The 13,793-nt window shown below is 60.6% G+C and carries 12 protein-coding genes; 10 read left to right on the forward strand and 2 right to left on the reverse strand.

The genetic code is table 11. The features are described from left to right. The first annotated feature begins 17 nt into the window (after positions 1-17). Positions 18-1,118, forward strand: coding sequence for an NADH:flavin oxidoreductase (locus tag BCCGELA001_RS11955; RefSeq protein WP_008550935.1), 1,101 nt, complete (start codon positions 18-20; stop codon positions 1,116-1,118). A 36-nt stretch (positions 1,119-1,154) separates the two neighbouring features. Then, the gene (locus BCCGELA001_RS11960) at positions 1,155-1,946 is read left to right on the forward strand and encodes a crotonase/enoyl-CoA hydratase family protein (protein ID WP_008550933.1); all 792 of its coding nucleotides are present in this window, start codon (positions 1,155-1,157) and stop codon (positions 1,944-1,946) included. A 105-nt stretch (positions 1,947-2,051) separates the two neighbouring features. Here the strand turns inward: BCCGELA001_RS11960 and BCCGELA001_RS11965 are convergent, their stop codons facing one another. Continuing rightward, on the reverse strand, positions 2,052-2,720 hold the full coding sequence (locus tag BCCGELA001_RS11965; RefSeq protein ID WP_063921103.1) for a GntR family transcriptional regulator: 669 nt from the start codon (positions 2,718-2,720) through the stop codon (positions 2,052-2,054). Positions 2,721-2,939: 219 nt separating this feature from the next. Here BCCGELA001_RS11965 and BCCGELA001_RS11970 point away from each other — a divergent pair, with 219 nt between their 5' ends. The 7 genes from BCCGELA001_RS11970 to BCCGELA001_RS11995 all read left to right on the forward strand — a co-directional run bounded on the left by BCCGELA001_RS11970 (position 2,940) and on the right by BCCGELA001_RS11995 (position 9,613). After that, complete coding sequence (locus tag BCCGELA001_RS11970) at positions 2,940-3,632, forward strand: enoyl-CoA hydratase/isomerase family protein (protein WP_236840861.1); 693 nt, start codon at positions 2,940-2,942, stop codon at positions 3,630-3,632. 11 nt (positions 3,633-3,643) lie between these two features. Beyond that, complete coding sequence (locus BCCGELA001_RS11975; protein ID WP_008550920.1) at positions 3,644-4,936, forward strand: CaiB/BaiF CoA transferase family protein; 1,293 nt, start codon at positions 3,644-3,646, stop codon at positions 4,934-4,936. 43 nt (positions 4,937-4,979) lie between these two features. After that, positions 4,980-5,300 carry a DUF485 domain-containing protein gene (locus BCCGELA001_RS39435; RefSeq protein WP_008550917.1) on the forward strand — a complete coding sequence of 107 codons (321 nt, stop codon included), beginning with the start codon at positions 4,980-4,982 and terminating at the stop codon, positions 5,298-5,300. Further along, complete coding sequence (gene actP / locus BCCGELA001_RS11985; protein ID WP_060737620.1) at positions 5,297-6,991, forward strand: cation/acetate symporter ActP; 1,695 nt, start codon at positions 5,297-5,299, stop codon at positions 6,989-6,991. The genes BCCGELA001_RS39435 and actP overlap by 4 nt, the downstream gene beginning before the upstream one ends. Beyond that, positions 6,988-8,337 (forward strand): fumarylacetoacetase, encoded by a 1,350-nt coding sequence (gene fahA, locus BCCGELA001_RS11990; RefSeq protein WP_008550913.1) that lies wholly within the window; start codon positions 6,988-6,990, stop codon positions 8,335-8,337. Before actP ends, fahA begins: the two co-directional genes overlap by 4 nt. Positions 8,338-8,435: 98 nt before the next feature. Beyond that, the gene (locus BCCGELA001_RS39265) at positions 8,436-8,564 is read left to right on the forward strand and encodes a hypothetical protein (protein WP_018322638.1); all 129 of its coding nucleotides are present in this window, start codon (positions 8,436-8,438) and stop codon (positions 8,562-8,564) included. Between the two features lie 257 nt (positions 8,565-8,821). Then, the gene (locus BCCGELA001_RS11995; protein ID WP_008550912.1) at positions 8,822-9,613 is read left to right on the forward strand and encodes a class II aldolase/adducin family protein; all 792 of its coding nucleotides are present in this window, start codon (positions 8,822-8,824) and stop codon (positions 9,611-9,613) included. 624 nt (positions 9,614-10,237) lie between these two features. Here BCCGELA001_RS11995 and BCCGELA001_RS12000 read toward each other — a convergent pair. After that, a complete protein-coding gene (locus BCCGELA001_RS12000; protein WP_008550910.1) occupies positions 10,238-12,646 on the reverse strand; it encodes a MobA/MobL family protein in 2,409 nt (802 codons plus the stop codon). A gap of 143 nt (positions 12,647-12,789) precedes the next feature. Here BCCGELA001_RS12000 and BCCGELA001_RS12005 point away from each other — a divergent pair, with 143 nt between their 5' ends. Beyond that, positions 12,790-13,509, forward strand: coding sequence for a hypothetical protein (locus BCCGELA001_RS12005; protein WP_060735378.1), 720 nt, complete (start codon positions 12,790-12,792; stop codon positions 13,507-13,509). Positions 13,510-13,793: the final 284 nt, after the last annotated feature.

Here is a 13,793-nt window from a genome sequence, read left to right on the forward strand (position 1 = left end):
CAGATCATGGAGTACGGATGTCCAGCGACGTTCTTTTTCGGCCTTTCAAGCTGAAAGGGCTCAACTTGCCGAACCGGGTCGTGATGGCGCCCATGACGCGCTCATTCTCTCCCGGTGGAATTCCGACCGAAGACGTCGCGCGGTATTACCGTCGGCGTGCCGAAGGAGCGGTCGGATTCATCATATCGGAGGGTACGGGCGTCGATCGTCCGGCATCCCTGAACGATCCGAACGTTCCCCGCTTTCACGGAGAGAAGGAGCTGGCGGCGTGGCGGCGTGTGGTCGACGAGGTGCATGCCGCGGGTGGCCTGATGGCACCGCAGTTATGGCACGTCGGAGCCGTTCGCACCCGCGCCAAGGATTGGTCTCCTCCGGGTGCCTACGACAGTCCGTCGGGTCTGTCGCGACCGGAGAAGAAATTCGGCGAGCCGATGAGCGAAGCGGACATCGCAGACGCCATCCGCGCTTTCGCCGATGCGGCGCTTGCTGCGAAGCGCCTAGGGTTCGACGCCGTCGAATTGCACGGTGCGCACGGCTATCTGATCGATCAGTTCTTCTGGGAAGGCACCAATCGCCGCGGAGATGGCTATGGCGGCAAGGACCTGCCGGGTCGGGCGCGGTTTGCCGCTGATATTGTCCACGCTGTGCGCAAGTCGGTCGGACCGGATTTTCCTATATTGCTCCGCATCAGCCAGTGGAAGCAACAGGACTACGAAGTGAAGCTGGCCGATACGCCTCGCGCGCTGGAAGCCTGGCTCAAACCTCTGGTCGACGCGGGGGTCGACATTCTGCATTGCTCGCAACGACGCTTCTGGGAGCCGGAGTTCGAGGGCTCCGATTTGAACTTCGCCGGGTGGGCCAAGAAGGTGACGGGAGTGCCGACGATTTCGGTCGGGTCGGTCGGCCTGACCGGCGAGTTCATCGCGGCATATGGCGGGGAGAGCTCCCGCCCGGCGTCCCTCGATGAACTGATCCGCCGCCTCGATCGCGAGGAGTTCGATCTCGTCGCGGTGGGGCGGGCGCTGCTTCAGGATCCGCAATGGCTGCTGAAGATACGCGACGGCCGGACGGAAGAATTGATGGCCTTCGAACGGACCGCGTTTGCGGCACTGAGCTAGGGCGCAATCGCCTGGAAAGCAGTTCGGAGAGTGTCAATGAGCGACACCAAGACCCAAGTCGGCCAGATACGCACCGAGGTGCATGGGCATGTGTTCAAGATCATCATCGACAACGTGGCTAAGAAAAACTCCTTCAGCCCGCAGATGATGGCGCAGATGTCGGATGCGATGACGCTTCTCGATCGCACCGACGATTATTGGGTCGGGGTACTCTGCGCCGAGGGGCCGGATTTCACGGCCGGGCTGGATATGCCGAAATTCTTCGGACCCAAGGCCGAGAATACCGAGCTAAAACCCGGCAACATCGATGCGTTCGCCTTGAAGAGCCGGTGCCGCAAGCCGATTGTGACGGCCGTGCAGGGGATCTGCTTCACGATTGGCATCGAAATGATGCTGGCTGGCGACATCGTCGTCGCCGCCGACGACGCTCGGTTCTGTCAGATGGAATCCAAGCGCGGCATCGCGCCTCTTGGTGGTGCCCATTTCCGGTATTTGACGCGGGCGGGTTGGGGAGACGCGATGTATCACCTGTTCCTGTGTGACGAGTTCGGCGCAGCCCGGGCTCACAAGATCGGCTTCGTTCAGGAAGTCGTTGCGCCCGGCCAGCAGATTGCGCGCGCGATGGAGATTGCGAATCTGATCGCCAAGAACGCGCCGATCGGCATTCAGGTGACGAAGGAGGCCGCGTTGAAATACATCGAAGCCGGCGAGAGCGCTGCGGTCGACTACATTCCCAAGATCAAGGATCGCGTCTTCAGCAGCGAAGACATGAAAGAAGGCATCCAGTCTTTCGTGGAACGTCGCTCGGCCGTATTCCGCGGGAAATAGGGTTTGGCGGACACGGTAGGATGTCGCTCACGAGATGGATACGAGCGGACGATCAATTGAGTGCGGCTGGCGGAATTGAATGTATCGGACCGGGAGACGCTTTTGCTAGGCGACGGCTGCCTGCAACTTGAGCGACTGAAGCGTCAGCACCTCGGTCAAGCGCAGATGTTCCGTCATCAAATCGGTGGCGAGTTTCACATCCCGGCCAAGAATGGCCCGGGCCAGTGCCGAATGTTCGCCGCGCAGATCGCGATCCGCCCGCGACATTCGCGCATTGATGCGGCGATAGCGTTCGCCTTGGACGAAGAGTTGGTCGCGGATTCGCAGCAGCCAGGGGCTGTCGCAAGCCGCCACTAAAGTGGCATGGAATTTCGCGTGCGCGATCATCCAGTCGTCGCCCAGGTCGTGAATGTCATGGGGCGTGTGCGAGAGTTCATGATCGGCTGCGACGATAGCAGCCTCCCATTTAAGGCCGCCGAGTTTCATCGCGCGGTGCATGCATTTCAGTTCGATGTCGATCCTGACGGCCGTCAGATCCGAAACGTCGGCGGCATTGATGGGCGCCACCCGGAAACCCCGCTGGGGCTCGGCAATAACCAGCGCCTCGGCTGAGAGACGCGAAAGAGCCTCCCGTACAACGCTCGGGCTAACCCGAAGATATTGAGCCAGATCTTGAATTTTCAGCTTTCCGCCGGCCGGCAAGCGGCCGGCCAGGATGTCCGAGCGAAGTCGAACATAGGCTGAAACGGTAAGGCTGGTCGCGTCTTCGGGCATCCTGCCATTTTCATAAGGAATCGGAAGAATACAACATAGATCCATAAATATCTTTTTTCTATTGACCGTACGATATTCTCCTGTACCGTTCCATTATCGAACTAATCGACTGACTCAAAAAACGGGAGGAATTCAATGGCCACACCAACCGAGTTGGTTACCGTCAGTCGGGAGGGCGATCTCGTTACCCTGACAATGACTTTCGCGCCCTATAATCTCGTGGCAAAGCCGCTGCTGACTGCGCTCCTGGACGCCGTCGAAAAGGCTCATAAGGATGGCGCGCGCGCCATTATCCTTCGCAGCGGGTTGCGGCACTTCTCCGCCGGTGCTGAAATAGAACTATTCGACAATCGGGGCGAACGGCTGCCCGAAATTGATGTGTGCGCCTGCCTGGATGCGCTCGAACAGGTCCCTGTGCCGATCATCGCGAGCATGCACGGACTGGCCCTCGGTGGCGGATTCGAGCTGGCGCTGGCCTGCGACATCATCGTTGCCGCGGACTCCGCGAAGGCCGGCATGGTCGAAGTGACGCTGGGCCTGCATCCGTTGATGGGCGCCATACAACGTGTGGCATCGCGCGCCGGCGTGGCGCGCGCCAGGGAAATGGCTCTGTTCGGGCGTCGCTATGATGCGGCGACGCTGGAGCGCTGGAATATCGTCAATCGCGTCGTGCCCGAAGCCCAGCTCGAAGAAACGACGCGAATCCTCGCGCTCGAGCTTGCGGTGGGCCCGACGGTAGCGCATGGCGCCACCAAACGACTGATCCGCGAATATATGGACGAGACCGTCGTGAAAGCCGACCGCGCAATGTCTGACGCGCAGCGTCCAATCTTTCAGAGCAACGATCTCGTCGTCGGTCTCAAGGCCTTCCGCGAGTCCGGGCCTGGTCACGCCATCTTCTCCGGCCGCTGAGGGACATCGTCATGTCAAATCGTGCCCCCCTTGCCGGAATCAAGGTCGTCGACTTCTCGCGCGTCCTTGCTGGTCCTCACTGCACCAGGACCCTGTCGGACCTCGGCGCCGACGTGATCAAGATCGAGCCGCCGCGCGGAGACATCTCTCGGTACGCACTGCCTGGCGACGAAACCGCGAGCATGTCCTACTACTATATCCAACAGAACGTCGGGAAACGGAACATCAGCATCGACCTCAACTTTCCCGAAGGAAGAGAAGTCGTGCGCAAGATGTGCGACAGCGCCGACATCGTCGTTGAGAATTTTCGTGCAGGGACATTGAAATTCTTCGGCCTCGATTATGAATCCGTCGCCGCGCGCAACCCGAAAGTGATCTACGCTTCGATCAGCGGCTACGGCCAGGGCAGCGCGCTGTCACACCGCAGCGCCTACGCGCCGACTGTCCATGCCGAATCCGGCTTTGTCGGGGGAATGATCGACCATCTCGGCGAGGATCTCACGGTCAAGCGGCACGATGCCTATTCGCATGCCGACATTTATACGGGTCTCGAAGCGATCATCGGCATTCTGGCAGCGCTGCATCACCGCGACCAAACAGGCGAGGGCCAATATGTCGATATTGCAATGGCCGCCACCATGCTCGCCGTCAATGAGCGGGTGCACGCCGATCTCTCCGGCGTGGATCTCGGCGCCGAACCGGCAGCGCTCGGACCTGCTGACTCGCCGTTCTTCAAGACGAGCTACGGTGACGTCATTACAATTGCGACCAGTGTCGTCAGCAGTCTGACGTTTCCGAATTACATCGCGGCGATGCGTCGCTCCGATCTCGCTTCAGATCCCAGATTCGCCACGGCGGCGGCGCGCCGGAAGAATCTCAACGCCCTTTACCAGATCATCCAGCAATGGATTCTTTCCTTTGCCACGGCCGGCGAACTCGACGCCCAGCTCGACGAAGTGAAACTGGCGTTCGGCGTTGTCCGCTCGGTCAAGGACTTCGCCGGTTCGGACTGGGTCAAATGGTGGGGCGCGATAGAAGAGGTTACCGACCGCCGCGGCAAAGCCGTCAGGATCCCCGGCAAGCCCTGGCACTTCTCGAAGACGCCGCTGGCCGCTGCGCGCGAAGCCGCCTTTCGCGGCGAACACAACGTCGAAGTGATGAAAGAATACGGTTACTCCGATCAGGAGATTGCTGCCCTCACCAATTCGGGCGTGCTGTTGACGAACATTCCGCCGCGACCCTCGCCGTCGGTAGAAGCATCCGCGCCGCCCGATAGGGACGATGTCCTGAAGCAGGCGTCCTAGCTGCGCCGAAGCCAATTAGCCAAGAAAATGCGGGAGGGAAATCATGTCGTGGTCGCTGTCTTCGGAACAGACGCGAAAAATCTTGTCCAACCCGTCTTTTCGGGAGCTGACTGCCGCGCGGGCACGGTTGCGGTGGGGGCTCTCGATCGTCACGTTGCTGATGTTCTTCGGTTTCATCGGGCTGATTTCATCGGCGTCGTCAGCGCTCGGGAAGAGCATGGCAGGCGGAGCCGTTCCGTTGGGCATGGCGATCGCGCTTGGCATGATCGCCATGGTCGTTGCCCTGACTGGTTACTATGTACGCCGTTCCAATACGTACTTCGACGGCCTGACACAGCTCGTCCGCCGGGAGTGTGGCCGATGATCATACGTATTCTACTGGGTTCCGTCGCGGCGACAGGATCCTTTCCGGCGCATGCTCAGGCGACCACCGCTGTAGCGGGGCGCGATCTGAACTGGGTTGCGATTGGCATGTTCCTGTTGATCGTCGCTGTCACGCTCTTCATCACCTACCGATCGGCCGGCCGGACCAAATCGAAGGCGGACTTCTATACCGCGGGACATGAGATCACGCCGCTCCAGAACGGGCTGGCGATTGCGGGGGATTTTCTTTCCGCCGCGGCTTTTCTTGGTATCTCGGCGCTGATCTACGCGACGGGCTTCGATGGCCTTGTCTATGCGCTTGGCTTCTTGACGGGTTGGCCCATCGTGCTGTTCATGATGTCGGAGCGCTTGCGCAACCTCGGCAGTTACACGTTCGCCGACGCAGCGTCGTTTCGCCTTGATCGGACCTCGGTCCGGTTGGTCGCCGCCACCGGTAGTCTCGTGGTCGTGCTATTCTACCTGATCGCGCAAATGATCGGCGCCGGCAAGGTTATTCAGCTTCTGTTCGGCGTGAACTATCTGTTTGCGGTCGCCGGCGTCGGACTTCTGATGATCGTCTACGTGGCTGTCGGCGGCATGCAGGCAACCACCTGGGTTCAGATCACCAAGGCGCTGCTGCTGCTGATCGGCGGCACCTTGATGGCGCTGGTGGTGCTGTGGCGCTTCGATTTCAGCCTTGGACAACTTTTCGCCGAGGCGAGCCGGGTCCACCCCAAGGGTGCGGCAATTCTCTCTCCCGGCGGGCTGTTCGCCGAGCCGGTCTCCGCGATCTCGCTTGGACTTGCGCTGGTATTCGGGACCGCTGGATTGCCGCATATCCTGATGCGGTTCTTCACCGTCAGGGATTCCGCAGGTGCAAGGAAGTCGGTTTTCTATGCGACGACCTGTGTAGCTTACTTCTGCCTGGTCATTCCGCTGTTCGGCTTTGCTGCGACGGCGGTCCTTATGCCGGATGCGAGTTTCTTCAACGTCGTCGAGGGCGGCCAGTTCAACAAGATTACCGATCTGATCGGCGGTCCCAATATGGCGGCCGTCCATCTGGCGGGCGCACTCGGCGGACCGATCCTGCTTGGGTTCATCTCGGCCGTCGCGTTCGCCACCATTCTCGCCGTGGTAGCCGGATTGACGCTCGCCGGCGCCTCCGCGGTGAGCCACGATATTTATGGGCAGGTGATTGCGAGGGGATACGCTCAGGAGGCACGTGAGGTCATGGTTGCGAAGATCGCCGCGGTCGCAATCGGCATCGTCGCGGTGGGTCTTGCCATCATTTTCGAGAACCAGAATGTCGCGTTCATGGCGGGGTTGGCGCTTTCGGTCGCGGCAAGCTGCAATTTTCCGGTGCTGGCGATGGCGATCTTCTGGCGTGGGACTACCACCCGCGGCGCGGTTGCCGGCGGCCTGGTCGGCCTATTCAGCTCTCTCGTGTTCGTCGTGCTGAGCAAAACAGTTTGGGTCGCGGTGTTCCATTTCGCGGTACCGGTGTTTCCCTACGACAATCCAGCGCTCTTCTCGATGCCGCTTGCGTTCCTGACGATATGGCTCGGTTCACTGAGTGACCGAACGGCCCGTGCCACGGCCGAGCGGCACGCGTTTGATGCTCAGTTTGTGCAATCGGAGATCGGCATCGGCCTCTCTGAGAGCAACAACGCGTTGGCGGGAGTTGCACGATGAACGCCAACATCGACGAGACCCACGATCCGGCGCGCCGCAGTTTTGTGTCGTCCGCCAACGATCCCTCCGGCGACTTCCCCATCCAGAATCTGCCGCTCGGTGTCTTCAGCCGCGAGAAGGGCGGAAAACGATCCGCGGGGGTTGGGATCGGCGACCAGATCCTCGATATTCATGCGGCGCACACGGCCGGCCTCCTGCCGGCAGAAATTCCCGAGTGGACCGTCGCCGACTCCTCGCTCAACTCGCTGTTTGCGTTGGGACCTGGCGCGTTGCGCACCTTACGAAAGGCAATCGGTGCCGCGCTTGACGCGGGTTCAAGCGGTGAGGCTGCGCGTCGCGGTGCGTCGGACCTGCTGGTCCCACTGGGCGCTTGCACGATGTATCGTCCGACCGCCGTGCCGAACTACACGGATTTTTATGCCGGCATACATCACGCGAAGGCGGCGGGCGCACTTCTTACGCCGGAAAACCCGCTGCCAGCCAACTACAAATGGGTGCCGATTGCCTATCACGGACGGGCGTCTTCGGTGCAAGTCGGGCAGGGTGTTGTTCGTCGACCCATTGGACAGCGGCCGCCATCGGTGGACGGAGGCAGTCCTGGCTTCGGTCCGTGCGATCGGCTCGATTTCGAATTGGAAATGGGGTTCTATCTCAGCGGCGGCAACGAGCTCGGAAGTCCGATCCCGGTTGCGCGCGCAAGCGAACAGATTGTCGGCTATTCACTTCTCAACGATTGGTCGGCGAGGGACATCCAGCGCTGGGAGATGTACCCACTCGGACCATTCCTCAGCAAGAGTTTCGCAACGTCTGTCTCGCCGTGGGTTGTCACCGCGGACGCATTGGCGCCGTTCCGCATTCCGGCGATGGCTCGTCCTCACGGGGACCCCCAGCCGTTGAAATATCTGCTCGACGACGAGGATCAGAAAAGTGGCGGGCTGGACATAAGCCTGAAGGTGTTTCTCACGACCGAAAAGATGCGGGCCGCAAGGGACGTTCCGGTCGAAATTCTCAGCTCGAACGCCAAATATCTATATTGGACGCCGGCGCAGATGGTTGCGCACCACACGATCAATGGCTGCAACCTTCTACCGGGGGACCTGATCGGCACCGGCACGATCTCCGGACCTACCGACGCTGAATTGAGCAGCATGCTCGAATTCACTTCCGCCGGAACCCGCCCCATTACGCTTCCCAACGGAGAGCGTCGCGGCTTTCTACACGACGGTGACGAGATCCGATTTGAAGGGCGCTGCACTCGTGAGGGTTTTGCATCCATCGGTTTCGGAGTGTGCGTCGGAACGATTGCGGCATCTCATCAGACGGAGCTGGAAAGCAGGGCGGCCTGATCCGTCGCCCCTCGAGCGATCCGCTCCGAGCGGGTTGGTACTGCCCGGAAGACGGCAGAACAATAGCTAGGAGAGGAACTGCCATGGAAAATTGCCACATGATCGCATACGCCATGATCACGATGCCGGACATCGACATGGAAGAGGTCCAGTTTGGGCAACTTCTCGTCGTTCTCGTAGCCTTATCGGTCGCCGTGGTAGGCCGCTTGGCTGCGTTTGTCTTCTGAGCCCCTCATGATGCGGTCGATATCGCCGCAGGGCTCACGCAAAACTCGGCGAGCGAGTGTAGGAGGATATATTGCGGCCCGCGGGGGTACCGAAGCACAGCCTATGCTTGCCTGTTTGTTCCGACCATCCGGAATGGATCGGCGATGCCTAAGCAGGGTGGTTTCAATTCCAGACCCTGTATTCGAAGATCGTAAAAGAACAGCCGGATCTGCTCAACTGAGGTGCCGGCCAGCAATAATCTTGTTCGGAGGATCGCATGAACGCCCAAACTTCCCCTGGAAAAGTCAGCCAGAACGCTCTGGCCGCTGAAGAGCGGCTGGTCCGAGAGGACCTCGCTGCCCTGTATCATGTCTTTTTCGATCTAGGCTGGTGCGAACACATCTACAATCACATCACGGCTCGCGTCCCGGGTCCCGAGAAGCACTTTCTGATCAATTCGTTCGGGCTGGCGTACAACGAAGTGACGGCTTCCAATCTCATCAAGATCGATCTTGATGGGAATAAAGTTGTGGACGCTCCGGGTCGTGTCAATGCGCCGGGGTTCACGATCCACTCTTCGGTTCATGCCGCGCGCGATGACGCCCATTTTATCGCCCACACGCACACGACGGCCGGTGTGGCCGTTGCTTGCACGGATGAGGGGCTCTCGCATCACAGCTTCTACGGTGCGATGCTTTACGAGCAGATCGCGTATCACGATTTCGAGGGCATTTCGACGGATCTCGGCGAGCGCGAGCGCCTCGTCAAATCGCTCGGCAACAAGAACTACATGATCCTGAGACATCATGGGCTTCTGACCTGCGGAAGGACTGCCGCGGAGGCGCTGTTCCGCATGACGGTCTTGCAACGCGCATGCGAGGTGCAGCTCGCAGCTGCGGCGTTCGGGAAAGGCTGGCGGCCTTTGCCCGAAGAGATTCTGCGCCGTACGACGCGTCAGATGCAGAGCGAGATTGCGAAGGGCTTCGACGAAAAGACCGCCTTTGGGCAAGATTCGTTCGAAGCTTATCGGCGCACATTGGACGCAAAGGGTTCGCGTTACAGGGACTAGGAGCGGTACCGGCGCGGTTCGCTGGCTGCGGCCAGCCTCTCGCGCCGCAAGATCGGACAGTTATCATCCGGCACGCCCGCGAGTTCCCGCGCGAGAGGACCGCCAAATGTTGTCTGACGGAAGACCAGTCAGGACAAGTCAAAGCCGATCCTCAATATGTACGCAACCCCGCCGTCAGAGGCGGGAGGTCGAACGGAACCGCTATTTGACGACGAGAGCGTCTCATTGCCGGGTGCTATTCGTCGTGCGGTTTGACCCCCGATCGGCGCCGAAGGTTGACCCCCGCCAACACAGCAGAATTCATTGAGCCATCACGGGCATGTTCATCACGTATGGGGGCAATGTTGTAAGCCGATGGGGGTCAAAGTTCGGCGCTTATTCACAGTGGGAGCCGGCAAAGCTGCGGCGAGCATGGCTCAGGCGCCGAGTGGCCACACCCGGTTGAAGGGCTTGTGGGTACGCGCTACGGCCACTGCGCCAAGCCCCGATCGATCGAGGTGGTTGAAGACATTAGACCAGCTGGCACTTAGGACGAACCTGCGCCCCTTGCAAAGCGCTCCTCCAAGCTGGCAGCTCTTGGCGCAAAGCGGCCGCCCCTCCGCCTCGCTGAATTTCAATCCGGACTTAGGTCGCTGATCGAGACAATTCGTTATGCGGGCGGCTCAATCTACGGACGGCGAAATTAGAGGCGGGGTTAATAGGGCAGTTCCGTCCCGGTATCGTCAGGCAACGAAGGTCTGTCCTTAGCTGGTATACGTCAAGATAATCCCAGCGCTCCGGCTCGAGCTCCTCGAGCTCGGAAGGAAGGTCAAAGGACATGTTCGGATCAAGCGGCAGTTTCCGCTCTACGCCGCCGAGAAATCGAACAACCGTCCTCGTCAACTCATTGCGGTATAGGCTCAGAGCACGGGTCGTGTTTTCGGTATGGTCCACATTGTGAGGCCCGACGTAATCGTAAAGCAGCCTATAGCCATGTCTCGCGATGCGGTCGTGCGCAAGCAAGCGGCGCACGTCTTCGGTCGCGTGGATCGGTCGTGGCGGCTTGATTTCCACAGGCGTGGTCTTAGGCAGAACTTCAAGGTCGTTTGTCATGTCCGATACGATCCTGTTGATCGCGGCATCGGGATCTTTGCGCATCGCTCTCTCGTGTGGAAGCGCGCCAGGTAAAGATGAGCGGGCAACGTCAACCAGCTCGGCTGCGCTTCTGGCGAGCGCCGGAATGACATGGAGCCGGGCGTTCTGCCCTCGGCTCGCGACGAGCAGGAGCGCGCTCCATAGGTTTCGTGGGTCGGTTGCTTCGACGGCTAGGCGTGCCTCCGCGGAGAGGCCTCGAGCTTCCCGCAGCGAAAGCACGGCTTCGCTAAGGTCAATGCCTACTGACCGCTCGGGACCGAACCGTCGGTTTTGGGATAGTTCTTTAAGTCGGCGCGGATCGTCGCAGACGACGAATCGCGAGGCGTCCTCCTCCCAGTTGGGCAGGCTACCGAATTCCAGCAAGCCTCCGTGCGTCATCTCATCGATAGCGTGCCGCACTAGGCCTGCTCGCAGGAGCCGCACGGCTTCAGTTGAGCGACGATCCTCACTGGTCAAGGCAGCTTTCGTCGTGGTTCGGTCGGCAGCGTAGGAGGCGAGATGCCGGCAGACCACTCCGGTCTGATTGCTTTGGTCGTGGCCAAGGACGAGTTCGGTACCAATCTGCCTCGTGGCTATCATGAGACGGGCAAGCTGGTAGTCGTCGATCAGTTCAGCATGAGGTACTATGACCGGCCGGTTGGTGCGGAGGCATACGTCGCGCCTGCGACCCCGGGCGCGCAGGTCCTGCGATCCCGTCACCGCCATTTCGACGGTACCTGCAATAGGGGCACAAGCTGCAAGTTCAATTTTGGCGGCGTCACAGTCCGAGAGCTTCGCGCCAAGGATGAGTGGTCTCTCGCGTCGCGTCTCGACGCACCACTCGAGCATTTGGGCGAGCACGTCATTCCCGTTAATCCCGGTGAACGTTCTGATCTGGCTCTCTCCTGAGCGATCAATGAGGGCAGCCGCGCGTGTCAGCAGGCGATGCATGCGCCGGGTCGTGACATAGCGTGGCTTCCTATCGTAACCCGGGTCGCTCAGCGTGATGATGTTTTGATCGGTCAGAATGCGGGCCGCGTTTGCATCTTGATCTGCCTCACTGTCGAGGAATTTCGCGCAGAGCCGCTCGATCTCCGCGGTGCGTAACGAGGATCGCCCCCGCAATAGCGTCTCAATCAGGCGAGACGGACTGCCTTCGATCGCGCGGACATTCTCTGCATAGGCGTGGCTGCGGTTAAACGCGATCTGTTCGTTGGTCTTGTTGATGATCTTGCCACTACCATAGACGACAGGTGACAAGTGCTTGCCGGGTCTGGGGGCAATGGGATCGACAACAAGGTCGATCCCGAGCTCATGGAAATAGCTCTGCTGAACCTCCCAGCTGAGATCCGGCCAATGGACACCCTCGACAACGTCCGTATCATAATTTCCGGCCGTGTGACGGACGCGTGCGATGAAGTCGCGGAGCTTCATCCCAAATACGCCGTCACGATCGATGGATCGGAGTGCGAACAGGGCATGGCCATGCCGATTAACGCGGGCTTCGTGGATCGCGAGGTGGATCGGGACCGCCTCCGATCCACGGGCAGCGAGAACGACCCTCCTCAGGATCTCAGCGGCTTCGTCTATTGAGACCTCATCTGACGGAGGAAGCGCCAGAACGAGCCCTAGGCCCACCTGCGGGCGTCGCTTTCGCGCAGTAAGAGGAGTACGGACCTTGCGCATCTCGGCCTCGTCGAGCGCGACCGCGAGTGCGCTACGATCCCGAAACGCGGGTGAACAGCCTTCCGGCAAAATGACCTCTTCCCACGCCAGGTCAGCCTGAAGATGCGAGTAGTCTAAGGGCTGCTCGAAGCGCGGATCATCGATGACGTCACGAGCTACGTAGGCGATAGCGCTGGTCGCGCCACCATGCTCGGTCAGCTGGACAGGAGCCAAGTATGCAAACGGAATTGCCATCGAGAGTGCCCAAAAACCATTTTGCATATTGAGCTCAGACCCTCGGGAAAGCCGCAAGCACCTCGTGTGAAGCTTCCCCGAAAAAAGATTCTGGGCTTGCCGGCGCTCATGATTGGTTTCCCTCACTCAACAGAGGAGGTCCTATGATGCGTCGTAACCCCGTTAAGACACTTGAAGCATCCGAACTCGTCCTCGCGCGCATGCGCGAGCAGCGGGCTCGCCTGGAGGCGGAGATCGCATCCCTGGAACAGCGCCATGAAGCAGATGTCCAGCAGTTCGTGATGAATGCCGTGAAGCGTCTCAATCTGACACAGGTGCCGGCTGCCACCCTTCTTGCCGGTCTCGAGCAGCTCGCTCGCGCGGATCGCCCGGCGTTTGATCGGGGTGCCGTTAGCGCTGACGCCGATAGTTCCAGCGATCCTCGCCAGGAGCTCGTCGAGGTGTTCGTCCGGCTGAGTCGGAACGCTTCCGCGGTGAACCGCCAGATCCTCGCGCGCGAGGGCTTGCACTGGAATGGGCGCGCCGCTGGATGGAATGGTCGCGTGACGCGTGAGGCCTTGCAGCGTTTGCGCGAGGCTTTCCCGGGCCGAGTGATCAGTCCCGAGCTGGACAGCTCTGCAGACCACAAGGAAGACGAGGCCGCTCCGGCGGTCGAAGCCGATGCGCCGCCGATTACGTCCCCCGACGTGCCGCCGGCGAGTGTAGAGCCCGAGGCCGTTGCCCTGTCGGAGGACCACGCATCGGCGCAGACCGTGGCCGAGGAGACGGCGATTGCGTCCGCGCAGCCGGCCGTCTCCGCGGCTACGCGGCTGCTGACGTCGCCGTACCGCCCGCAGCTGCCGCGCCGCCCGTCGGTCACCTAGTCGCCCTCTGGATGGCATCCGCTGCGGTTTCGGACTGCGCGCCCGAACCTCTTGAGAGTGCCGCACAGCGCTGCTACACAGCCCCCGTGTCGCTCCGTTTTTACGAGTTATTTCAGGCACCTGAGAGCGGCGATGATGTGGCTGAGTACCCTCCCGCCCCAGCCAGAAGCTTCGGTCCCTATGAATCTGCTGACGAAAACCGCGCCGGTCGGGGTCGCAGCGCTGCGGCGCACCGCGAAGAGTGTCCGTGAGCGTCACGCTTGTCGTCAATGCGCGTCAACTGC

Source organism: Bradyrhizobium sp. CCGE-LA001, assembly GCF_000296215.2.
Lineage (GTDB): Bacteria > Pseudomonadota > Alphaproteobacteria > Rhizobiales > Xanthobacteraceae > Bradyrhizobium.

Bases quoted from the DNA above. Each gene is read 5' to 3' on its own strand.
- BCCGELA001_RS11955 (WP_008550935.1), top strand. From the start codon at position 18: ATGTCCAGCGACGTTCTTTTTCGGCCTTTCAAGCTGAAAGGGCTCAAC.
- BCCGELA001_RS11960 (WP_008550933.1), top strand. From the start codon at position 1,155: ATGAGCGACACCAAGACCCAAGTCGGCCAGATACGCACCGAGGTGCAT.
- BCCGELA001_RS11965 (WP_063921103.1), bottom strand. From the start codon at position 2,720: ATGCCCGAAGACGCGACCAGCCTTACCGTTTCAGCCTATGTTCGACTT.
- BCCGELA001_RS11975 (WP_008550920.1), top strand. From the start codon at position 3,644: ATGTCAAATCGTGCCCCCCTTGCCGGAATCAAGGTCGTCGACTTCTCG.
- BCCGELA001_RS39435 (WP_008550917.1), top strand. From the start codon at position 4,980: ATGTCGTGGTCGCTGTCTTCGGAACAGACGCGAAAAATCTTGTCCAAC.
- actP (WP_060737620.1), top strand. From the start codon at position 5,297: ATGATCATACGTATTCTACTGGGTTCCGTCGCGGCGACAGGATCCTTT.
- fahA (WP_008550913.1), top strand. From the start codon at position 6,988: ATGAACGCCAACATCGACGAGACCCACGATCCGGCGCGCCGCAGTTTT.
- BCCGELA001_RS39265 (WP_018322638.1), top strand. From the start codon at position 8,436: ATGATCGCATACGCCATGATCACGATGCCGGACATCGACATGGAAGAG.
- BCCGELA001_RS11995 (WP_008550912.1), top strand. From the start codon at position 8,822: ATGAACGCCCAAACTTCCCCTGGAAAAGTCAGCCAGAACGCTCTGGCC.
- BCCGELA001_RS12000 (WP_008550910.1), bottom strand. From the start codon at position 12,646: ATGGCAATTCCGTTTGCATACTTGGCTCCTGTCCAGCTGACCGAGCAT.
- BCCGELA001_RS12005 (WP_060735378.1), top strand. From the start codon at position 12,790: ATGATGCGTCGTAACCCCGTTAAGACACTTGAAGCATCCGAACTCGTC.